The organism is Solwaraspora sp. WMMD406 (genome assembly GCF_029626025.1).
Lineage (GTDB): Bacteria > Actinomycetota > Actinomycetes > Mycobacteriales > Micromonosporaceae > Micromonospora_E.
In genome coordinates this window covers 5,553,899-5,576,242 of record NZ_JARUBF010000001.1, presented here as the reverse complement: position 1 = coordinate 5,576,242, position 22,344 = coordinate 5,553,899, and the positions used below count along the sequence as shown (strand labels likewise).

Below are 22,344 nucleotides of genomic sequence, written 5' to 3'. Positions count from 1 at the left end.
TAGCGCCGTCGATCGTTTACCTGGCGGCCCCGACGAACCCCTACTTGGCGGCGCCGACGAACCGGCGCAGCAGCCGTTCCTGCAGGTGCATCAGGGGGCGGCCCTCGGTGGAGTGGTGTCGGGTCCAGGTGCCGTCCGGGTGCAGCTCGAACGACTCGCACTCGGGGCTGAACGCGTCGGTCATCACCTGGTCCAGCTCGGCGCGGGCCACCGGGTCGGTGACCTGCACCAGGGCTTCGACCCGGCGGTCCAGGTTGCGGTGCATCAGGTCCGCCGAACCCATCCAGAACTCGGTGTCGCCGTCGTTGCCGAACCGGAAGACCCGGGAGTGTTCGAGGAACCGGCCGAGGATCGACCGGACCCGGATGTTGTCCGACAGCCCCGGCACGCCCGGCCGCAGCGTGCACATGCCCCGGATCAGCAGATCGACCTGTACGCCGGCCTGCGAGGCCCGGTACAGCGCGTCCACGATGTCCTCGTCGACCAGCGAGTTCACCTTGATCTGCACCAGCCCGGGGCGGCCGACCCGTACGTGGGCGATCTCGCGTTCGATGCGGTCGATCAGCCCGCTGCGCACGCCGTGCGGGGCGACCAGCAGCCGCCGGTACGCGGTCTGCCGGCTGTAGCCGGTCAGCACGTTGAACAGGTCGGTCAGGTCGGCGCCGACCTCCGGGTCGGCGGTGAGCATGCCGAAGTCCTCGTACAGCCTGGCGGTCTTGGGGTGGTAGTTGCCGGTGCCGATGTGGCAGTAGCGGCGGATCTGGTTGCCTTCCTGGCGTACCACCAGGGCGGTCTTGCAGTGGGTCTTGAGCCCGACCAGGCCGTACACGACGTGGCAGCCGGCGCGTTCCAGCATCCGCGCCCAGCCGATGTTGGCCTGTTCGTCGAAGCGGGCCTTGACCTCGACCAGCACCACCACCTGTTTGCCGGCGGCGGCGGCCTCGATCAGCGCGTCGACGATGGGGGAGTCGCCGCTGGTGCGGTACAGCGTCTGCTTGATCGCCAGGACCAGCGGGTCGGCGGCGGCCTGCTCGATGAAACGCTGCACGCTGGTGGAGAACGAGTGGTACGGGTGGTGCACCAGGATGTCGCCGTCGCGCAGGGTGGCGAAGACGCTACGCGGCACCTCGCCCTCGACCAGCCGGGGGTGGGTGGCCGGCACGAACGGCCGGTCCTTGAGATCGGGCCGGTCGGAGGCTTCGAAGACCTGCCACAGCGCGGACAGGTCGAGCAGACCGGGTACCCGCAGCACGTCGTGGCTGTCCATGTCCAGCTCGCGGACCAGCAGGTCGAGCATGTGGTCGGAAATGGAGGCGGCGACCTCCAGCCGGACCGGCGGGCCGAACCGACGGCGGGCCAGTTCCCGTTCCAGCGACTGCAGCAGGTCCTCGTCGCGGTCCTCGTCGACTTCGAAGTCGGCGTTGCGGGTCACCCGGAACAGGTGGCACTCCACCACCTGCATGCCGGAGAACAGCTGCCCGAGCTGGGCGGAGATCAGGTCCTCCACCGGCAGGAACCGAGCACCTTGGCCGTCCTGGCTGACCACCACGAACCGGGGCACGTTGTTGGGCACCTTGACCCGGGCGAACAGCTCCGGGCCGCCGTTAGGGTCGCGGACCGCGACGGCCAGGTTCAACGACCGGCTGGAAATGTACGGGAACGGGTGCGCCGGGTCGACGGCCAGTGGGGTCAGCACCGGGAAGATGTGTTCCCGGAAGTAGGTGCGCAGCTCCTCCCGTTCGCCGGCCACCAGATCGCTCCAGCGGATCAGGTGGATGCCTTCGGCGGCCAGCTGCGGGCGGACCTCCTCGGTGAAGCAGCGGGCGTGCCGGGCGACCAGGCCGGCGGTCTTGCCGGCGATCAGCTCCAGCTGGGTCCGCAGCGGCAGCCGGTCGCCGCCGCGCACCGGCAGGCCGGCCTGTTGGCGCCGTTTCAGGCCGGCGATGCGGACCATGTAGAACTCGTCGAGGTTGCTGGCGAAGATGGCCAGGAACTTGGCCCGTTCCAGCAGCGGGGTCTGCGGGTCCTCGGCGAGTTCGAGGACCCGGGCGTTGAAGTCGAGCCAGGACAACTCCCGGTTGAGGAACCGGTCCGGCGGCAGCGGTGCCGGGACGTACGGCTCGGTGTCGGCCGGATGGGTGTGGGCCGGTTCGGTGTCGGCCGGTTCGGTGCTGGCGTTGATGGGTTCCGGGTCGGCGTCGGCCGGTTCCGGGTCGGCGTCGGCCGGTTCCGGGTCGGCAGCGTCGACCGGTTCGGGTTCGGCCTCGACCGGTTCGGTGCTGGCGTCCACCGGGACGGTCGGGTCCGCCGGGTCGGGAGTGCCGTCCGGCAAGGGTGACGCGGCGGCCGTCGCAGCGGTCTCGGCCACCGCTTCCGGCGCCGGCTCGGTCGCGCCGGCTCTGCGACCGTTGCCGTTGGCGCTGCGGCGTCGGGTCGGCCGAGGCGTCGGGGTCGCGGCGGCGTCGGCGGCGGCGGTCTGGTCGGCTGCGCGGCGCGGACGTGCGGCGGCGCGCCGGGAGGGGGCGGGCGTCACCCGACAATCATGACCTGATCATCGTGAACGTGACATGAATTTGTCCCGAGTTGAGTCAGTCAAAAGTGGGCAACGTGATGCGTTTAACGTGCCCGGACTCATCGTGCTCGATGCGTACCCGCTGGCCGAGGCGCAGCAGCCGCAACCCGGAGGAGTCGAACGCGGGAGCGGGAAACGCCAGCTCCGCGCCGTCGTCGAGCAATACCGTGCCCGTACGGGTCGCCGGATCGAAGGTCGCCACCGTGCCCTGCATGTCAGCACCGTACTCCGACGCGGCTCAGCGCCGTACTCCGACGCGGCTCAGCGCCGTACTCCGACGTGGCTCAGCGCCGTACGCCGACGCGGCCGACCGTGGCGGTGTGCCGGCCCAGCCCGAGCGCCGTCGCCTCGGCCAGATCGGCGGCGGTGTCGACGTCGCGGCGCAACGTCGGCCAGTCGCCGTCGAGGCGTACCACGCCGGACGCGGTGTGCCGGCGGGCCGAGTCCACGCCGAAGCAGGGCCGCAGCGCCGTGCCGGCCGGCGCGGCGAGCAGCACGGTGCCGGTGCCGGCGGCGTCCGGCACGAACCAACCGGCCGGAGCGGCCCCGGCGCTGGCGCGGACAGCGGTCAACGCGGCGGTCAACTCGGCCGGACGCAGCGCCGGCAGGTCGGCGGTGAGTGCCGCCACTGGCCGCCCGGCTGCGCCTCCGTCGGCCGAAGCGGCGCCGTGCGCCAGGGCGGCGTTCAACCCGGGCCGGGCCGGTTCGTCGACCGTACGGGCACCGAGCGCGGCCAACGCGGCGGCGGCGGTCGGGTCGGCGGTGACCACCACCGCCTCGGCCACCAGCGGGCAGCCGAGCACCGCGGCGACGGTGTCGCAGGCCAGCGCCAGCGCCAACTCCTCGTGGCACACCCCGTCCAGCGCGCCGCGCAGCCGGCTCTTGGCCGCCGACAGTCGTTTGACCGGTAGCACCACGGACCAGGTCACGTCGCCCACGCCCACCATCCTGCCCGGTGGGCTCGTGTTGGCCCTGGCCGGGTCGGACAGGGCATGATTCGCTGCGAGCGGTCGGGTGACGGTGTCGACAGGAGGTACGGGTGGCGCGGCGCAGGCTGGGTTTCTGGCGACGGTTCGTCGTGATGGTGATCAAGCCGACGTTGACCATCTGGACACGGCGCGACTGGTCGGGCATGGAGCACATTCCGCCCACCGGCGGGGTGATCATCGTGCCGAACCACATGTCGCACGCCGACCCGCTGATCGTGGCGCACTTCGTCTACGACTCCGGCCGGTGGCCCCGGTTCCTCGGCAAGGCCAGCCTGTTCACCATCCCGGTGGTCGGCCCCTGGCTGCTCAAGGTCCGGCAGATCCCGGTGCACCGGGGCAGCGTCGACGCGATCAAATCGCTGGAAGCGGCGATCGCCGGGGTGAACGAGGGCGGGGCGGTGGTCATCTACCCGGAGGGCACCACCACCCGGGAGCCGGACCTGTGGCCGATGCGCGGCAAGACCGGCGCCGCCCGGCTGGCGCTGATCACCGGTGCCCCGCTGGTCCCGGTCGCCATGTGGGGACCGCAACGGCTGTACGACCCCCGGACCAAGAAACTCAACCTGCTGCCGCGCCGGCAGGTCGCCGTCAAAGCCGGCCCGCCGATCGACCTCAGTCGCTGGTCGGGGGCGGAGCCGACCCGCGCCGTCCTGGAGGAAATCACCGAAACGGTGATGCTGCGGGTGCGGGACCTGCTGGCCGAGATCCGGGGCGGCACCCCGCCGCCGCTGTGGAGTCCACCGGCCCGCCGTAACGGCACCTCCGGCACCCGTAACGGCAGCCCGGAGAACCGGCGGTGAGCGGACACGCCGCCGTGCTCGGTGCCGGATCGTGGGGCACCGCGTTCGCCAAGGTGCTCGCCGACGCCGGAGCCGACGTGGTCGTCTGGGCCCGCCGCGAACAGGTCGCCGCCGCGATCCGCGAATACGGCACCAACCCCGACTACCTGCCGGCGGTACGGCTACCCGACCGGGTCACCGCCACCAGCGACGCCGTCGAGGCGATCACCGGGGCGCGGCTGGTCGTGCTCGCCGTACCGTCGCAGACGTTGCGCGGCAACCTGGGCGAGTGGGCCGCGCACATCGACCCCGACGCGACGCTGGTCTCCCTGATGAAGGGGATCGAACTCGGCACCACCAAGCGGATGAGCGAGGTGATCGTCGAGACCGCGCGCGTCAGCCCGGACCGGGTGGTGGTGGTCTCCGGCCCCAACCTGGCCGCCGAGATCGCCGCCGAGCAGCCGGCGGCGAGCGTCGTCGCCGGCACCGACGCCGACCGTACCGCCGCCGTGCAGCAGGCGATGCTCACCGGCTACCTGCGCCCGTACACCAACGACGACGTGATCGGCTGCGAGCTGGGCGGGGCGGTCAAGAACGTGATCGCCCTGGCGTACGGGATCGCCACCGCGATGCGCCTCGGCGACAACACCAAGGCGACCCTGATCACCCGGGGGCTGGCCGAGACCGCCCGGCTGGGGGTGGCGCTCGGCGCGGACCCGTTGACCTTCGCCGGGTTGGCCGGCCTCGGTGACCTGGTCGCCACCTGCTCGTCGCCGCTGTCACGCAACCGGACCTTCGGCGAGCATCTGGGGCGCGGGGAGACCCTGGAGCAGGCGCAGGCGTCGACCCGGCAGACCGCCGAAGGCGTGAAGAGCTGCCTGTCGATCCGGGACCTGGCCCGCGCGCACGGGGTGGAGATGCCGATCACCGAGCAGGTGGAGCGGATCTGCCACGAGGGCTTGGACCCGCGTACCGCGTTGACGTTGCTGATGACGCGGGCCACGAAACCGGAATAGGCTCTGCCGCTGGTCGGCGGCGTCGGTCAGGATGATCGGCATGACAGACACCTCCCGCGATCCGGGGTACGGCGACGGCACCCGCTGTGTCTCCGCCGGGCTGCCCGAGCCAACGCCGGGGCAGCCGTTTCTGCCCGGCCCGGTGTTCGCCGCCCCGTACCACCTGGATCCGGTGACCGGGCCGGCGCCGGACCGCGACGGCTACGCCCGGGAGGACAACCCGACCCGGCGCAACCTGGAGTCGGCGATCGGTGCCCTGGAGGGCGGCGACACGCGGGTCTTCGCCAGCGGTCAGGCGGCGATCACCGCGCTGCTGATGACCACGCTGCGCCCCGGCGACACGGTGCTGCTGCCGGCCGACGGCTATTTCACGGTGCGGGCGCTGGCTTCCACGGTGCTGGCGCCGCTCGGCGTGACCGTACGGATGGTGCCGACCGCCGGGCCGTACCCGGATTTCGCCGGGGTGCGGCTGGTGCTGCTGGAGACGCCGGCCAATCCTGGGCTGGACGTGTGTGACGTCGCGGCGCTCGCGGCGGCGGCGCACGCGGCCGGGGCGCTGGTGGCGGTCGACAACAGTGCGGCGACGCCGCTCGGGCAGCGGCCGTTGGACCTCGGCGCGGACGTCGTGGTCGCCTCTGGGACGAAGGCGTTGACCGGCCATTCCGATCTGCTGCTCGGCTACCTGGCGACCCGTTCGGCGGAGCTGCTGTCGGCGGTGACGACGTGGCGCAAGCTGACCGGGTCGGTGCCGGGGCCGTTCGACTGCTGGCTGGCGCACCGGTCACTGGCCACTCTGGATCTGCGGCTGGGTCGGCAGTCGGCCAACGCGGCAGCGGTGGCCGCCGCGCTGGTCGGGCGGGGAGAGGTCTCCGGCGTACGGTGGCCCGGCCTGCCGGACGATCCGTCGTACGCGGTCGCGTCGGCGCAGATGCGGCGGGTGCCGGGGATCGTGTCGTTCGATCTGGGTGACGCCGAGCGGGTCGGCCGGTTCCTGACGGTGTCGAAGCTGGTGTCGGCGGCGACGTCGTTCGGTGGCCTGCACACGGCGGCGGACCGGCGGGCCCAGTGGGGCGACGACACGCCACCGGGATTCGTCCGGCTCTCCTGCGGCATCGAGGACACCGCCGACCTGGTCGCTGACATCACCGCCGCCCTGGACGCCAGCTGACAGACTTACCCACGTGGGAGCCGGCGCGCGGGAAGCGGGACCTGAGTGACGGGACAGGAGCCGGGTGGTGGTCCGCCGCCGGGCTACCGGCGACTGGTGGTCTACCGGCTGAGCGTCTGGTTCCTGCGGTTGGCGGCCGTGGCGTTGCCCTGTTCCGTTATCTGGCCGCAGGTCTGGTTCGTGTTGCCGATCGTCATCGTGTTCGGGCTGATCGTGACGTTGCCGTTGCGCTACTTCGCGCATTTCGAGTGGCAGATGTCGATGATGGACCTTGACGTATCCGTGCTCCGCGACGCGGTGAACGTCCGATACTGGTGATGCTGCCGACGTTTCAGGGTGGCAGGCCCGGGTCCGTACCGATCCCGCCTGCTGGCGCGGGATACTGATGGCCGTGTCGGACGTGCGTGCCCTGGAGGAGACCCTCGACCTGCTGTCCACGCCTGGCGTGCTGGAGCAAATTCGTCAGGCTGAGGCTGACATCACTGCAGGTCAAGCGATAGACGTCGCAGAGCTGCGCCGCCAACTGGCCGCTCGGGCGCGGCGGGAAGCGGCGTGAGGGACGAGGCGGCCTCGCATCGGCGGGGCCAGCGCGGTGGATCCCGTGCGCCGACCGCCTGATCGCCGCTGGTGGCACCTCATGGTGAGGGTTTTCCACGTCAACATCGACGGATGACGTGGAAAACCCTCACCATGGTGCCGGCCACACTCGCGCCGGCTACCCGTCGTGCCCTGACCGACGGGCGGCCGATCGGGTGAGCGGAGCGGTGTTCGAGGGTACTTACGTGCCACCGCTGAGAAGCTGTTCGCATCGCACCGCGTAGCCGCCGGCCAACGCGAAGCCGTAGCGGGCGGCGACCCGGAGTCCGATCTCCGCCAGCCGCAGGTGGACGGCTTCCACACTCAGCCGGCCAGCGCCTGCGGCGGCGCGGCCAGCTCAGGAAACCGAGCCTGCCACAGCGCACGCAGCCGAGCGGGCAACCACAGGCTCGGCCACAGCCGACCCAAGGTGTCCGCGTCGAGCCACCGATGCAGGTCAGCCACGCTGGCAGCCTGGTTGAGCACGGTCTGATACATCACCTGCAGGTCCCCGGTGTCGTCCAGGTCGTAGGCGCTGTCGCCGGACCAGTCGAGCCAGCGGTCGAGCGTCACCACACCACCGATCGGCCCGCGCAGATCAGCCAGGCTCGCAGGCACGATGAAGTGCCGCTGGTCGACATATCGTGAACCAGACGGTGCGCCCTCTGCCCTCGCCATACCTGGACCTCCTGCCCCGACCTTACGGCGAACCAGGCCACGACTACTCCTGGCTCACCGGCTGCGGCTGTGGCTGGTCGGGGCGGTGGTGGGCGGGAGTTGGTAGCCGAGTTGCTGGCCGTAGGTCATCAGCGGGCGCAGCGTCGGCAGCAAGGCGGTGGTCGCCTCGGCCGACCAGTGGCGTCCCCGGTTGCCGTCGAGTCGGCGGTGCCGGGCCGTCGTCCGGTGGCGTTGCTGCTGGTCGAGTCGTTCGCGGCGCAGGTGTTCGAGTCGCCGGGACGCCGTGGACCGGCCGGAGCGCCAGTCGAGCCAGCGCAGCCACCAGTCCCGCAACACATCGAAGATCACCATCATACTCCTTGATCAATTAAAATTTCGCGGTACGTTTGGGCAGCCGGTAGAGTCCACGTCGCTGGACGAATATCTCCCGCCGATCGGCGGCCAATCCGCGTTCGTCGATGACGTAGCCGGTCAGCCACACCCAGCCGTGGTACGTCGGTTTCCGATCGACCGAGATGACGCGGAACGTGAGTCGTCGGCCGCCGGCGAACTGCACGCTCGCTTCCGCGCCGATCAGCAGCACATCGCCGGCTTTCGGTTCGGGCGTACGCAGCAGTCGGCTATTCACGGGGCGGTGCGTCGCGGCGTGGCCGTTCGACGCCGTCCGCGCCTCGTTCGGTCGGCCAGGTGGTGAGCCCGCACTGCGGGCACCACCGGGACTTCACCCGGAACGAGAAAAGTCCGGCGCAGAAGCCGAGCAGTGCCGCTCCGACGAGTGCTCCGATCTCCATCGTCGACACACCCTCTCACTTGCGGGCCGGCAGCGGTGCCGACCAGAGTCCGGACAGGTGCAGCACGGTACGCAGCCGTCTCGCTTTGGCCGGGTCGTGCCGGTCGAGGATCGTCAGCGCCCGCAGGAACGGCCGGCACGGCGTGGCCCGGCCACACGTACGGCAGACCCGCCACCGCGTCGGCAGGTGCGCCCGTACGTCCTCTCGCACCGCCGTCAGGCGGAAACGCGGATCGGTGTCCACACCGGCCGGGTTGGGCACCCGTTTCGGCAACGCCGGCCGGGCGGACGCGGCGTCGCCGATGCCGCCGCGCGTTGATGATCTTCTCGCGTCGCTTTTACCGCCGTCATTGTTGATCAAGAAAATCCCCCTCAGTCGACTCGACGAGGACCCCGGGAAGTGATCCGAGCGGGAGAACGACTTCCCGGGGTCTATTCCACCCTGGACGCTTCAACCGCCGTATGGAACGGTATGAGAGACCCGTGATATCGACCCGGCATCGGGCGACCAGCACGTGGACAGAGTCGAGTGAATTGGGGGACGTGAGAGTCTATGTCTGCAAGCGAGTATCTGGTATTGGAGCTACGCCGGACCCGTGAGTCGTTGGGGCTCACCCAGGAGTCGTGGGCGGATCGCGTTCACTTCTCGGTCACCCACGTGGGGGCCATCGAGCGCGGGGAGCGGCCAGCGCTCCCGGACTACCTGACCATGGTCGACAAGGCGTTCAACACCTCGATGATGAAGTTCTACCGGGAGTTCGTCGTCCGCGAGCAGATCCCGATCTGGTTCCGGCCGTTCAGCGAGCACGAAGGCCGCGCCACCTTGATCCGGGCGTACCAGCCGCTGTTGATCCCCGGTCTGCTCCAGACCGAGGCGTACGCCAAGGCGGTGCTCTCGGCCTACCGGGTGCCCGAGGACGCGGCGGCCATCGCGTTGACGACCCGCATGGAACGGCAGGGCATCCTCCATCGCACGAATCCCTGCCAGCTCGCCGCCGTGATCGACGAGAGCGTGCTGACCCGGCAGGCGGGCAGCGCCGATACGATGCGCGACCAGTTGACCGCGCTGGTCGAGGCCTGCCAGCGGCCGAACATCCAGGTGCAGGTCATCCCGACGGAGGTCGGCGTCTATCTCGGCATGGATGGCCCGTTCGTGCTGGCGAGCGTCGACGGCCGGACTGTGGGCTACCTGGACGGGCATCTGGAGGGCCAGGTGGTGGAGAGCCCGGACCAGACGGCGGCGCTGGAAGGCACCTGGGAGACGATCCGGGGGTACGCTCTGCCGCATCACCAGAGCCTTGACCTGATCACGAGGACGGCTGAGAAATGGACCTGACCACCGCACCCCGTTGGCGCACCAGCACCTACTCCGAAGCCGGTTCCTGCGTCGAGGTGGCAGACAACCTGCCGGGCCGGGTGTTGGTCCGGGACACCAAGGACCGTGGCGGGCCGGTGTTGACCTTCGGCCCGTCTGCGTGGCGTTCGTTCGTCGAGCTGGCGGGGCGGTACGACTGACGGTGCCCTGACATCTCCCGGTGGCGGGATTGTGTGCCGAGCGCCGGCCCTGCTTCGGCAGGGTCGGCGCTTCGTCGTTGGGTGGTGCTGGTTGTCGTCTGGTTTTGTTGTTTTGTGGGTTTCTGGTGCTGTTGCTGGTTGAGTCGGCGGTCGTGATGGTTTCGAGTTGTCTATCTACTGTGGTCGGTTACTGTTGGTGATTTTGGTGGTGTTTTTCTGGTTGGGTGGTGGGTTTGTGGTGGCTGTTTGTGTTGATCGTTTACAGGTGTCGGGGGTGGTGTTTAGGGTCGCGGGGCAGGTCAGGTGCTGTTTTCCTTTCGTTAGGTGGGTGTGATGTCGGGTCGTGGTGGTGGGTTCGGGTGGTGGGTCGGGGTTCGTGGTCGGGTGGCGGTGGTGATGGTGGTGGTGGTGTCGGCGTCGTTGTTGGCGGCGCCGGGGGTGGTGGCGGCTCCGGTGGGGTCGGCGGGGGATCCGGGGGTGGGGCAGCGGTCGGTGCCGGTGTCGGAGGCGAGGGTCGCGGCTGGGGCTGGGGTTGAGCCGGGGTTGCCGGGGTTCGTGCCGCGTGAGCCGGTGTGGCCGGTGGCGGTGTCTGGTGTGGTGGATGTGCCGGCGGTCGATTCGGTGCCGGTGGGTGGGTCGGGGTTCGCGGTGGGTCCGGCGCCGTCGGTCGAGGGTGGTTCGGCTGGCCGGCCGGGGTCCGGGTCGGGGGCTGGGGATGGTTCTGGGTCGGTGTCGCGGGTGGGTGTGGAGGTGTTGGATCGGTCGGTGGCGGTGTCGGCGGGTGTGTCGGGTGTGTTGTTCCGGGTGGTGCGGGCGGATGGTGGGTTGGTGGCGGGTCGGGTGGGTGTGGAGGTGGACACGTCGGGGTTTTCGGGGGCGTTTGGTGGGGATTGGGGTGCGCGGTTGGGGGTGGTGGCGTTTCCGGGGTGTGTGGTGACGTCGCCGGAGGGTGTGGGGTGTGGGGTGGGGCGGCCGGTGGTGTCGTCGCGGTTGGATAACGGGTCGGGTGTGGTGTCGGCGGTGGTGGAGGCGGTGCCGGGGGTGGATCAGGTGCGGCGGGGTGGGGTGTTCGCGGGGTTGGGGGAGTCGTCGACATTGTCGTCGGGTGGTGCGGTGGTGTTCGCGGTGACGGGGGTGCAGTCGGGGGAGACGGGGGATTTCACGAAGACGCCGTTGTCGGTGTCGGCGGAGTGGTCGTCGGGTGGGTCGTCGGGGGATTTCGGGTGGTCGTACGGGATGGGTGTGCCGCCGGTGCCGGGTGGGTTGGAGCCGCAGGTGGGGTTGGGGTACAGCTCGGGTGGGGTGGACGGGCAGACGGCGGGTCGGAATGTGCAGGCGGGTGCGGTGGGTGAGGGGTGGGATCTGCGGGCGGGTGGTTATATCGAGCGGGCGTACAGGTCGTGTGCGGATGATCTGGAGAATCCGGCGCACTATACGGAGGCGAACGGGGATTTGTGTTGGCGGTTGCCGAATCTGCGGTTGGTGTGGGGTGGGAAGTCGACGGAGTTGGTGCGGGACGGGTCGGGCAGGTGGCGGTTGGCGGATGATGACGGGGAGATGGTGCAGGCGTTCGCGGGGTCGAACAACGGGGATCAGGGCGACTTGCCGTCGAACACGGGTGAGTATTGGCGGTTGACGACGCAGGACGGCACGCAGTATTACTTCGGGTTGGAGACGGTGCCGGGCAATGTGCAGACGAATTCGACGGCGACGGTGCGGGTGCGGGCGAACAATCAGGGTGAGCCGTGTTTCGACCTGGGTGGGTTCGCGGTGTCGTCGTGTTGGCAGGCGTGGCGGTGGTCTCTGTCGTATGTGGTGGATGTGCACGGGAACGCGATGGCGTATTTCTATGAGAAGGAGGTGCAGCGGTCGGGGTTCGGCGCGGGTGGGACGCAGTCGTATGACCGGGCGGTCCGGTTGACGCGGATCGATTACGGGGTGACGGCGTCGACGGGGTTCGCGGGTGATCCGCCGGCGCGGGTGGAGTTCACCTGGTCGGACCGGTGTGTGTCGTCGTGCGGGAGCGCGCCGTCGTCGCCTGCGGCGGCGAACTGGCCGGACACGCCGTGGGATCTGTACTGCGGGGTGTCGGCGTCGTCGTGTCCGTCGAATCCGGCGCCGTCGTTCTGGTCGGACAAGCGGTTGACGTCGGTGTCGACGTCGGTGCGGACGGGGCCGGGGGCGAACCGGCGGGTGGTGGATTCGTGGGTGTTGGAGCAGTTGTTCCCGGCGACGGGGAACAGCACGTCGGCGGCGTTGTGGTTGCAGTCGATCACCCGGACGGGGTCGTCGCGGACGCCGGCGGTGGTGTTGCCGCAGGTGCGGTTCGGGGGGACGCGGCGGGATCAGCGGGCTGATTATGATCCGAACGCGGGGATGGCGCAGCCGCGGAAGTATCGGGTGTCGCAGGTGTTCACCGAGACGGGTGGCCGGATCGACGTCACGTATCTGAGTCCGGGGTCGGGGTGTCAGTTCGGCGGTAGCTTTCCGGATCCGGACAACAACATCCACCGCTGTTTTCCGAAGTATTGGAAGCCGGAGGACAACAGCGCGGGGTTCGGGTGGTGGAACAAGTACATCGTGACGCGGGTGGTGGAGAACGATCTGGTGGGTGGGTCACCGCCGGTGGTGCACGACTACCAGTACACGTTGGGCTCGGCGTCGGGGTCGGCGCAGGTGTTGTGGGGGCACGAGAACGGGGCGGCGGTCTACAGCAGTTCGTTGCCGTACCGGTCGTGGTCGGATTGGCGGGGTTACACCGACGTGACGACGACGGTCGGCCCGACGAGCGGCGGCATGCGGTCGCAGACGCGACGGGTCTACTTCCGGGGGCTGAGCTTCGATCTCACGGACACGGGTGAGGACCGGGTGTCGACGGTGAGCAACTCGCTGTCCGAGGTGGTCCGGGACGACCTGTGGCGGCGGGGTCAGCTGTTGGAGGAGATCGTCTTCGACGGGGCCGGCGGTATCCCGCTGTCGAAGTCGGTGTACACGGTCGAGGGCTGGCAGACCGGGGCACGGACCTACCCGGCGCATTGGGCGGTGCCGACGGTGCACCATTCGGTGCTCGTCCGGGTCGGGGTGGAACGGCATTTCACGTGGGTGACCGACACGGCGAGTTGGCGGGAGTCCGAGACGGAGCATTCGTGGCATCAGACGTTCGGCTACCGCACCGAACTGTCCGATCTCGGTGACCCGACCGTCACCACTGATGACCGCTGTACCCGTACCTGGTACAGCAGCAACATCAACACCAACCTGTATCTGGTGGGGGTGGCGAACCGGACCCAGCTCGCGGAGGGTCCCTGCAAGGTGGCGCCGACGTCCGGGCAGGTGTTGTCGGAGTCGCGGGTGTTCCACGACCACGCCACCACCCACGGTGCCGCCCCCACGAAGGGGGAGGTGACCCGTGTCGAGCAGGTCGCCGACTTCACGGGTGGGAGTCCGGACTGGGTGATGGTCGCCACCGCCGACTACGACACGTGGGGCCGGATCGAGGTGGCGGGTGACGCCCTGGGCCGGGAGACGACCACCACCTACGTCCACAACAACAACGACCTGCTCGGCACCGTGATCACCACGAACCCGGCCGGCCACGAGACGACGGTCACCCTGGACACCACCCGTGGGCTGCCGACCAGCGCGGTCGACGCGAACGACAAGACGACCACGGCGTGGCTCGACGCCCTCGGCCGACTCACCCACGTGTGGGCACCCGAACGCGGCAACCCCGACACCCCGGACACCGAATACGTGTACACCGTCAGCCTGACGGCGCCGGCGACAATCCAGACCAAAACCCTCGCCCCGTACGGCGGTGTGGTGTCCGCGTTCGACATCTCCGACGGGCTGCTGCGCCCCCGTCAGACGCAGGTGACCGCCCCGGACGGCAAACGGACCATCGTCGACACCCGGTACGACGGCCGGGGTCTGCCGGTCAAGACGTCGACGTTCTACAACAACGCCTCGGGTCCGACCGGGACCCTGGTCGGTTTCGCCGACACCGCTGTCGACACCCAGACCCGCACCGTCTATGACGGTGTCGGGCGGGCGACCCGGGACCAGTTCTGGTCGGCTGACAGCCTGCAGTGGGAGACCGTGACCGGGTACGGCGGGGACCGGGTCACCGTCACCCCACCCGCCGGCGGCACCCCCACCACCACCCTCACGGATGTCCGGGGCCGGCTGACCCACCTGCGGCAGCACGACGGCACCCTAGTAAGCGGCTACCAGCAGACCAGCTATGGCTACAACCTGCGCGACGAGCTGACTTCGGTCACCGACCCCGCCGGTAACGAGTGGACCTACGACTACGACCTGCTCGGCCGCCGTGTCGAAACGGTCGACCCGGACGCGGGCACCTCGACCAGCGTCTACGACAACGCCGGGCAGCTGGTCACCACCACCGACGGCCGGGGCGAAACCCTCTGGTACGGCTACGACACCCTCGGCCGCCCCACCGAACTCCGCGACGACAACCCCACCGGCGCCCTGCGGGCCTCCTGGCTGTACGACACGATCCGATTCGGTCTGCTGACCTCGTCCAGCCGGCATATCGGCGCCGACACCTACACCAGTGCGGTCACCGCCTACGACGACGGCTACCGACCCCTCGGCACCACCGTCACCATCCCCGCCGCCGAGACCGGACTCGCCGGCACCTACACCACCAGCCACAGCTACCACGACAACGGCGCCCCTGAAACCACCACCATCCCCGCCGTCGGCGGCCTCCCCGCCGAAGAAATTCAATACGGCTACCACACCGCCTCCGGCCTGCCCACCACCCTCACCACCGCCAACGACACCTACGTCTCCGCGACCAGCTACCACTACGACGGCCAGATCGCCCAACGCATCCTCGGCACCGGCGCCGATCGGGTACGGGTCTCCTCACCCGTCGAGCCCGGCACCCGCCGCCTCGCCGCCTCCCAGGTCGACACCGAACACCCCACGACCCCGAACACGTGGGACGACGCGGCCACCACCACCTACACCTACGACCCCGCCGGCAACATCACCTCCATGGCCGGGAAAACAGCAGGCGTCGCGGACCAGACCGAATGCTTCACCTACGACAACTTCCGCCGCCTCCGCCGAGCCTGGACCAAGACCACCACCCCCTGCAGCCTGCCGCCGCAACGCTCCGGCGCCGACCCCTACCGACAGCAGTGGGAGTACGACGACGCGACCGGCAACCGGGAAACCGAAACCACCTGGACGGCGACCGGGTCCACCACCGCCACCTACACCTACCCCACCCCCGGCAGCCCTCGCCCGCACGCCGTCACCGAAGTCGACTACGACGGTGAGATCACCCGCACCGACAGCTTCACCTACACGGCGGGTGGGCACACCGACCAGCGGACCGTCGACGGTGTCACCCAGACCCACACCTACGACGCGGAAGGCCGTCTCGCCGCGACCACGCAGACCGGCCTCGACACCACCTACGTCTACGACACCTCAGGCAACCGGGTCCTCCGCCGCGACGCCACCGGCACCACCCTCTACCTCGGCCACAGCGAACTCCGCCGCACCAGCAGCACCGGCCAGATCGACGGCACCCGCTACTACCAGCACAACGGTGCCACCGTCGCCGTCCGTACCGTCACCGGCCTCACCTGGCTCGTGCCTGACCACCACGGCACCCACCAGATCGCCATCGACCCCACCACCCTCGACCTCACCCACCGCCGAACCCTCCCGTTCGGCAATCCCCGCACCATCCCACCACCGGCCGGCTGGCCCGGAGACAAAGGCTTCCTCGGCGGCACCGAAGACCCCACCGGACTCACCCACATCGGCGCCCGCCTCTACGACCCCACCCACGGCCGCTTCACCACCACCGACCCCCTCATCGACCCCGGCGACCCCAGAACCCTCAACGCCTACGCCTACGCCAACAACAACCCCACCACCTTCAGCGACCCCACCGGCCTCTACTTCGATGAGGACCCTTACGGAAACGGGGATCGGGGCTATATCACCGAAACGCCGTCCGGAAAAAATAAGATCACCACGTCGGGCACATCGGGCAAACCGGCTAAGCCTCCGGGTAAGGGCTCGAGTGGTAAGGGAAGTGACAACAGGTCGACCGGGAAGAACAATTCATCGGGCGGCGGTTCTGGTTCACGAGACCGGCAGGATATTGTTGACAGCGCTGCGATGCTTGGTGATCGGGGCGAGCTAGTAATCGCACCGTCTGCTGCCGATCTTGATAACATGCTGCGGCAGGCTCGCGACAGTTATTGCTCCTGGTTTACCTTGATTTGCGACGATACGCAGCTGGATAATTATACGTACAACTACATCTGTCAGAATAACCCTTCGTGGTGTGCGGAATCCGCCTCCCCTTATGTCTTGTATCAAGAGGCCGGATTCGGTCCGGTTGTCAGGGCTGCGTTGCCCGAGGTGTTGCGCAGTGGGGTGAAGGGGCTAATTAAGAACGCCAGACTGCCGGTGTCCGGCAAAATTAGATTTGTTCCGCCGAAGCGGACATCAGTTAACTCGGGTCTACTTAGAGGCCCGAAAGGCGGATATATCGACAGGTTCGGAAACGAATGGGTGCGTGGTCCTTCTCGGACTGCTGGTCAAGATTTCGAGTGGGATGTCCAGCTCAGTAGGACTGGCAAGGCTCAATTGGAGAGGCTGAGTCCTGATGGAAGGCACTTGAATGTGTCGCTGGATGGAAGAATTACCCATTAGCGCTCTTGTGGGCACTTGGGTGGGTAGGGTCACGGCGATGGATCGAACCCTAGGATCGATCTGAAGATTGGGTGCGATCACTCTACGTGTGTTCGCCAGGATTGTCGTTTATGCTGAGACGATGTGGAAGGTCCAGTCACGATGGAAAACGAGCTGATCCCTTTTTATTCCGAAATTGTCGTCCTACGTGATCCGCAACAGTCCGGGCAAGATGGTCGGTTCGGTGCCATAGTTGGCGTATCGGAGAATGCTAGTGGGGGGAACAGCTACGCAGTAATCCTAGATGGAGAGGACCAGGTCGTTGTGTATGATGATAAGGATATCCGACCTACAGGAAAAATGCGAAGTCGCGACTCGTACTATCCCAATGAGGCTGTATAGCGTGGAAGTCGTTCAGGATTTGGGTTTGTCTTGAGGTTCCTTTTACGGCCCTGGCGTTGTTCCTCCAAGACGCCAGTCCTCGTCGCCAATATGGGCGGCTGTGGTGAACTTGTGTCAAATTGAGAATGCCGTCCGATATTTGCAATTCGAGCGGATGTGAGGCTGTTGCTCGTGATATTCAAGAACTGCTCGGTGGAGATGTGTCCGTGTTTCAGAAGCGGCAAGCAACGACGTCGGTAAGCTGATATTCCGGCTTCCGGATGGGCGACTTCTGTCCCTAGAACTTGCCTGGGGTTGTGGACGAGATCCGACATTTCCTGTTGGAGTTTATCCGATGACGTGCCTACTCCTCGTCGGGTTCGTTGCCGTGCAGAAGGATGGCGTACGTGGTGCGGAGGGCGGTGAGGCGGTCGCGGTGGAAGCGGCCTGGTTTCCGTACCCGTGTCTGTCGTCCGGTGTCGCTGGTGAAGGCGTCCGCCGGGATCTCGGTGGCGTCGGCCGGGGCGAACTCGAGGACTTCGTCGAGGGCGGCGACCGCCCGCGTCAGTGCCGCTCGGGCGTGGCGTTGGGATCGGGGCTCTGTGAACGAAATGCCATCCGGAAAAAAATAAGATCACTACATCGGGCACATCGGGCAAGACGGCTAATTCTTCGGGCAAGGGTAGCCAGGCACCCGGTGCCGACCCCAAGCAACCCCGGTAAGGCGCGTGACGGCAAGGCAAGTGTCACACTTGACAATGTTGCCAAACTGGAATACGACAACGTTGGATTCGCGGCGCTAAACCCCCAGGAGCAGCGCTGGGTCATCTGGAACACCATCTGCTACAACGCGCCAGAGATCTGCCGGGAATACAACCGGCAGCAAGATGCGATCCTGGACATGATCTTTCTCGAACTGACCGGGATAGCTGACACCAAAGCCTGCGGCCAAGGCTCCGTCTCAGGATGCACGTGGACCGGGATCAGCTTCTTGGGGCATGTCGGTAGAGGCGTGTCCACTACCAAGTCCACAGCCAAGGCCGTCGTAATCGCCGGCCGACTATCAGCAAGATCCGACAACTACCTCGACGAGGAGGACTTTCCGAAAGGGGTCCGCCGATTCGAAACCGGGCTTTGTCTATGTAACGTGGTGTGACGGCCGGGGTGTGATCAACTCGGGCGTGTCGTTTGTGGAGACGGCGGCCGGCATCGTCTAGATCATTCGGGTTGTGTGGACTCGAACGATCAACGGCCCTTATCCAATGGAGGACGACCTCGGCTTCAGGAGGTGAAACAATCGATATCTTCTCCGGTGTCGATCAGTTTAAGGTGCATATCGATGGGCACTGAAAGAATCGCTCAACGCATTCTTTGGTATGGCGCGGATGACTGGGTGGCGCTCCATGCGCTGTTCGGTGAGGCAAAGAAGGCCGTGCCGGAGCCGCGAGATGCGTTCAGGGAAGAGGTCGTGGCTGTGCTGGACTATCTCTTGACTCGGGAACTAGCTGAGGTAGGCGAGCTCGCTGAGGCTGGATTCGTACCCTGGAAAGGTGCGGTTGCTGAGGTGATTGCCAAAGTCGTAGCCCGGTGCGACGAAACAGGTTGGCGCCTCGGTGGATTCGACGAACTGTGGCTGAAGAACACTCCGAACGGTATGCGAATGGCCGACTTGACGACGTCTCCAACGAAGGAGTGAGAGGAAGGTCGAAGCGAGAAAGCGAGACGCTCATGCGAGCAGCGCGACGGCCGGCCGCCGGTGGAGCCCGGCACCAGATCGTGCCGGACTCTACCGATCACGTGGTGAGCGTCGACGCTGACGGACGCGGGCACTGCCCGACCGGGCCAGCCGCGCCCGCCAGCCCAGGTCAGGTCGCGGTGCAGGTCAGGGTCGGGGCGGTGTTGCTGCCGTTCCAGGTGCCGATGAACCCGAACGTCGCGCTGGCCCCGGCACCCAGTGAACCGTTGAAGGAGACGTTGGTCGCCGTCACCGTCGAACCAGCGGCGGTGATCGTCGCGTTCCAGGACTGGCTGATCGTCTGACCGTTGGCGAAGGTCCAGGTCACCCGCCAACCCCTGATCGCCGACGAGCCGGCGGTGACCCGTACGTCACCCTGGAAACCGCCCTGCCACTGGCCCAGGATCGAATAGGTCGCCGTGCAGCCGGCAGCGCCCGGCGGCGGGGTCGTCGGATTCGGCGGCGGCGTGGTCGGGTTCGGCGGTGGGGTGGTCGGGTTCGGCGGCGGTGCGGTGGGCGACGGGGTCGGCAACGGCGGCCAGCCCGGTCCGCCGGGCGGCCAGCCGACCAGACCGCCACGATATTGCCCGGCGGTCACGGTCATCAGCCGAGTGGCACCGGCGATGCTGCCGCCGGTGGTGGCCATGCCGCCGGTCGTCGCGCCGGAGAGGCTGCCGCCGCGGTAGACCTCGTAGGTCTGCCCATTTTGGATCCGGTTCGACGAGAAGACCACCTCCCGGAACGCCTTCGGAGCGCGGTAGGAGACGAGCACCTGGCCGCCGGAGACCAGATGCAGCAGGGTGCCGGCCGACTGGCCGCTGGACAGCTGCGGCGCCACCCAGCCCTGGCCCGTGGTCGGCGGCAGGCTCAGCACCGCCAGCGCGGTCGACCCGGCACCGAGCATCGTGCCGCCGGTGAAGTGGACCGCGCCGTTCGAGTCGATCGCCCCCTCACCGGGGCTGCCACTGCTCGGCCCGCTGACCACCACCGTGCCGCCGGCGAAGGTCACCGTACCGTTGGAATCGATGCCGTCGATGCTGGAGTTGACCAGCGTGGTCCCGCCGGTGAACCGGATGAACGCGTTCGGCGCCACCTCGAAATCGCCGTACCCGTCCTCGACGGCGTTGATCGCGTCGTCGCGGGCGGTGACGTCGACGGCGCCGCCGCTGATGGTGATCTGCCGGCTCTCGATCGCCTCGTACGAGCTGGTGACGGTGACGGAGCCGCCGGAGATGGCGACCGTGTTCTCGCCCTTGACGGCGTCGTCACCGGCGTTCACCCGTACGGTGCCGTTGGTGATGGTGAGTCGGCCCCGGTCCGCTTCGGTGTCGTCGGATTTGATGCCGTCGCCGCCGGCGGTCACGTCGACGTTTCCGCCGGTGATGTCGAGGAAGTCCTTGCCCCGGATGCCGTCGTCGACCGCGTTCACCGTGATCGTGCCCGACTCGATGACCAGGCCGTCCTTGCTGGTGATGCCGTCGTACGCGTTGCCCCGTACGGCCAGCGCCCCGGCTCCGGTGATCCGCAGGTCGGCGCGGCTGAACAGGGCGGCGTTCGGCTCGTCGGTGTCCGGGTCGGGATAGACGTAGGTGGCCGCGTCGGTGAGCCGGCTGGTGGTGCCGGCCGCGAGGGTGATCACCACGTCGTCGGCGTCGCTGATCTGCAGTGGCGCGTTGCTGGAGTTGGTGATGGCGGCACCGTTGAGGATCAGATGGACGGTGCCGGAGGCGGAGGTGTCGACGTCAAGGTAGCCGTCGTTGAGGGTGCCGCTGATCTCGTAGGTGCCCGGCGCGGTGATCGTCACCGCCCGCCCGGCGATGGTGACGTCGGCGCTGGGGCTGGTGGCGCTGGCACCGGTCAGCGTGATCGGGACGGTCGCCTGCGCGGCTGCCGGTGCCTGCAGCGGGCCGGCGAGCAGAGCGAGCGCGAGCCCGGCGGGGATGATGGCTCTCAGGGGGATGCGTCTCATGGGCTGTCCTGACTCGGATGGATGGGACGGTACGTGCGGGTGAACGCATCGCCAACTATAGATGAATATCGATGTTTTTGGGTTCGTCGTCGAGACCGAAGCTGTTTCCATCAGCCACCCCGGCCGCACCCCGGCCTCGTCTCGGACTCGCCCCGGACTCGCCTCGCCCGGCCGCCACAGCGACCCGCCGGTCACTCCTCGCATCATCAGGAGGAACCCGGGCCGGTCAGGGCCCGGCGGGCAGGCACGCAGAGTAGGGTCACCCGCGTGAGCGCGAAGACGTGAACCGCGTACCCGCCGGGCACCCCCCGACCCGTCCGGCACGCGCGTGAGCCGCGAACGAAAGGCACCCCTGTGACAAGCCCACGGAAGACCCGCGTCGCCATCGTCTTCGGTGGCCGCAGCACCGAACACGCGATCTCCTGCGTCAGCGCCGGCAGCATCCTCGCCGCCCTCGACACCGACGAGTACGAGATCGTCCCGGTCGGCATCACCCGCGCCGGACGATGGGTGCTCACCACCGGCGACACCACCGAACTGGCGATCACCGACCGGCGACTGCCGGAGATCACCGACCGCTCCGGCTCGGCCGTGGTGCTGCCCGCCGACCCCACCGACAACGGGATCATGGTGCTCGACCCGACCACCGGCCCGGCCGCCGCCCTCGCCGGCGTCGACGTCGTCTTCCCCGCCCTGCACGGCGCGTACGGCGAAGACGGCACCATCCAAGGACTGCTGGAAATGGCCGGCATCCCGTACGTCGGGGCCGGGGTGTTCGCCTCCGCCGCCGCCATGGACAAGGAATTCACCAAGAAGCTGGCCACCGTCGAGGGCATCCCCACCGGCCCGTACGCCGTACTGCGCGCCGGGGTCAGCCTCAGCGAAGCCGACAAGGACCGCCTCGGCCTGCCCGTCTTCGTCAAACCGTCCCGCGCCGGATCCTCGTACGGCATCACCAAGGTCTCCGACTGGGCCGACCTGGACGCCGCCGTCGCCACCGCCCGCGAGATCGACCCCAAGGTGCTCGTCGAAGCGGCGATCGTCGGCCGCGAGATCGAATGCGGCGTGATCGAAGGCGAAGCCGGCGGCGGACCCGAGGCGTCAATGCTGGCCGAGGTACGGGTCGTCACCGACCACGAGTTCTACGACTTCGAGGCCAAATACCTCGACAACTCCTGCGAGTACGACATCCCGGCCGGACTACCCGCGCACGTCGTCAAACAGGTCCAGGACTACGCCTGCCGGACCTTCACCGCGCTCGACTGCGCCGGACTCGCCCGGGTCGACTTCTTCGTCACCGACGACGACCAGATCTACCTCAACGAGATCAACACGATGCCCGGGTTCACCCCGACATCGATGTTCCCCCGGATGTGGGCGGCGACCGGCCTGGAATACCCGAAGCTGGTCGACCGGCTGATCCGCACCGCGCTCAGCCGAGGCACCGGACTACGCTGACCGCTCAGCCGAGGCACCGCAGTACGCTGAC

General features: G+C 68.1%; 20 protein-coding genes. 11 read left to right on the top strand and 9 right to left on the bottom strand.

All coding sequences use genetic code 11. From position 1 onward, the window contains the following. Positions 1-40: 40 nt before the first annotated feature. From O7632_RS24665 to cofC, 3 genes are all read right to left on the bottom strand, one after another. Positions 41-2,182 carry an RNA degradosome polyphosphate kinase gene (locus O7632_RS24665; RefSeq protein WP_278120353.1) on the bottom strand — a complete coding sequence of 714 codons (2,142 nt, stop codon included), beginning with the start codon at positions 2,180-2,182 and terminating at the stop codon, positions 41-43. A 406-nt stretch (positions 2,183-2,588) separates the two neighbouring features. After that, positions 2,589-2,786: a cold-shock protein gene (locus O7632_RS24660; protein ID WP_278117611.1), complete on the bottom strand. Its 198-nt coding sequence runs from the start codon at positions 2,784-2,786 to the stop codon at positions 2,589-2,591. Between the two features lie 70 nt (positions 2,787-2,856). Continuing rightward, positions 2,857-3,510 carry a 2-phospho-L-lactate guanylyltransferase gene (gene cofC / locus O7632_RS24655; RefSeq protein WP_278117610.1) on the bottom strand — a complete coding sequence of 218 codons (654 nt, stop codon included), beginning with the start codon at positions 3,508-3,510 and terminating at the stop codon, positions 2,857-2,859. Between the two features lie 101 nt (positions 3,511-3,611). On the opposite strand from cofC, the gene O7632_RS24650 reads away from it, so the two are divergent. From O7632_RS24650 to O7632_RS24630, 5 genes are all read left to right on the top strand, one after another. Then, positions 3,612-4,361 (top strand): lysophospholipid acyltransferase family protein, encoded by a 750-nt coding sequence (locus O7632_RS24650; RefSeq protein ID WP_278117608.1) that lies wholly within the window; start codon positions 3,612-3,614, stop codon positions 4,359-4,361. Further along, positions 4,358-5,356 carry an NAD(P)H-dependent glycerol-3-phosphate dehydrogenase gene (locus O7632_RS24645; protein ID WP_278117606.1) on the top strand — a complete coding sequence of 333 codons (999 nt, stop codon included), beginning with the start codon at positions 4,358-4,360 and terminating at the stop codon, positions 5,354-5,356. Before O7632_RS24650 ends, O7632_RS24645 begins: the two co-directional genes overlap by 4 nt. Positions 5,357-5,396: 40 nt before the next feature. Further along, entirely contained in the window at positions 5,397-6,524 is a 1,128-nt protein-coding gene (locus tag O7632_RS24640; RefSeq protein ID WP_278117605.1) for a cystathionine gamma-lyase, read from the top strand. A gap of 45 nt (positions 6,525-6,569) precedes the next feature. After that, positions 6,570-6,842: a hypothetical protein gene (locus tag O7632_RS24635; RefSeq protein ID WP_278117603.1), complete on the top strand. Its 273-nt coding sequence runs from the start codon at positions 6,570-6,572 to the stop codon at positions 6,840-6,842. A 73-nt stretch (positions 6,843-6,915) separates the two neighbouring features. Next, a complete protein-coding gene (locus tag O7632_RS24630; RefSeq protein WP_278117601.1) occupies positions 6,916-7,080 on the top strand; it encodes a hypothetical protein in 165 nt (54 codons plus the stop codon). A 344-nt stretch (positions 7,081-7,424) separates the two neighbouring features. Here O7632_RS24630 and O7632_RS24625 read toward each other — a convergent pair whose 3' ends face one another. Genes O7632_RS24625 through O7632_RS24605 form a run of 5 tightly spaced genes read right to left on the bottom strand, consistent with a single transcriptional unit; the run spans position 7,425 to position 8,929 of the window. Beyond that, entirely contained in the window at positions 7,425-7,778 is a 354-nt protein-coding gene (locus tag O7632_RS24625; RefSeq protein WP_278117600.1) for a hypothetical protein, read from the bottom strand. Positions 7,779-7,832: 54 nt separating this feature from the next. Continuing rightward, complete coding sequence (locus tag O7632_RS24620) at positions 7,833-8,129, bottom strand: hypothetical protein (protein WP_278117598.1); 297 nt, start codon at positions 8,127-8,129, stop codon at positions 7,833-7,835. A gap of 16 nt (positions 8,130-8,145) precedes the next feature. Further along, positions 8,146-8,406: a hypothetical protein gene (locus tag O7632_RS24615; RefSeq protein ID WP_278117596.1), complete on the bottom strand. Its 261-nt coding sequence runs from the start codon at positions 8,404-8,406 to the stop codon at positions 8,146-8,148. Continuing rightward, the gene (locus tag O7632_RS24610; RefSeq protein WP_278117595.1) at positions 8,399-8,569 is read right to left on the bottom strand and encodes a hypothetical protein; all 171 of its coding nucleotides are present in this window, start codon (positions 8,567-8,569) and stop codon (positions 8,399-8,401) included. Before O7632_RS24610 ends, O7632_RS24615 begins: the two co-directional genes overlap by 8 nt. 15 nt (positions 8,570-8,584) lie before the next feature. Then, positions 8,585-8,929, bottom strand: coding sequence for a hypothetical protein (locus O7632_RS24605; RefSeq protein ID WP_278117593.1), 345 nt, complete (start codon positions 8,927-8,929; stop codon positions 8,585-8,587). A gap of 192 nt (positions 8,930-9,121) precedes the next feature. Between O7632_RS24605 and O7632_RS24600 the strand changes: the two genes are divergently transcribed. The 5 genes from O7632_RS24600 to O7632_RS24580 all read left to right on the top strand — a co-directional run bounded on the left by O7632_RS24600 (position 9,122) and on the right by O7632_RS24580 (position 18,847). After that, a complete protein-coding gene (locus tag O7632_RS24600; protein WP_278117592.1) occupies positions 9,122-9,904 on the top strand; it encodes a helix-turn-helix transcriptional regulator in 783 nt (260 codons plus the stop codon). Next, on the top strand, positions 9,895-10,083 hold the full coding sequence (locus O7632_RS24595; RefSeq protein WP_278117590.1) for a DUF397 domain-containing protein: 189 nt from the start codon (positions 9,895-9,897) through the stop codon (positions 10,081-10,083). The genes O7632_RS24600 and O7632_RS24595 overlap by 10 nt, the downstream gene beginning before the upstream one ends. A gap of 333 nt (positions 10,084-10,416) precedes the next feature. Further along, on the top strand, positions 10,417-16,791 hold the full coding sequence (locus O7632_RS24590; protein WP_278117588.1) for a polymorphic toxin type 17 domain-containing protein: 6,375 nt from the start codon (positions 10,417-10,419) through the stop codon (positions 16,789-16,791). A 748-nt stretch (positions 16,792-17,539) separates the two neighbouring features. Beyond that, the gene (locus O7632_RS24585; protein WP_278117586.1) at positions 17,540-18,307 is read left to right on the top strand and encodes a hypothetical protein; all 768 of its coding nucleotides are present in this window, start codon (positions 17,540-17,542) and stop codon (positions 18,305-18,307) included. Positions 18,308-18,490: 183 nt separating this feature from the next. Beyond that, the gene (locus O7632_RS24580) at positions 18,491-18,847 is read left to right on the top strand and encodes a hypothetical protein (RefSeq protein ID WP_278117584.1); all 357 of its coding nucleotides are present in this window, start codon (positions 18,491-18,493) and stop codon (positions 18,845-18,847) included. A gap of 169 nt (positions 18,848-19,016) precedes the next feature. On the opposite strand, the gene O7632_RS32310 is transcribed toward O7632_RS24580, so the two are convergent. Further along, on the bottom strand, positions 19,017-20,855 hold the full coding sequence (locus O7632_RS32310; protein WP_347403597.1) for a carbohydrate-binding domain-containing protein: 1,839 nt from the start codon (positions 20,853-20,855) through the stop codon (positions 19,017-19,019). 354 nt (positions 20,856-21,209) lie between these two features. Between O7632_RS32310 and O7632_RS24565 the strand changes: the two genes are divergently transcribed. After that, positions 21,210-22,313 carry a D-alanine--D-alanine ligase family protein gene (locus tag O7632_RS24565; RefSeq protein WP_278117582.1) on the top strand — a complete coding sequence of 368 codons (1,104 nt, stop codon included), beginning with the start codon at positions 21,210-21,212 and terminating at the stop codon, positions 22,311-22,313. Positions 22,314-22,344 lie beyond the last annotated feature (31 nt).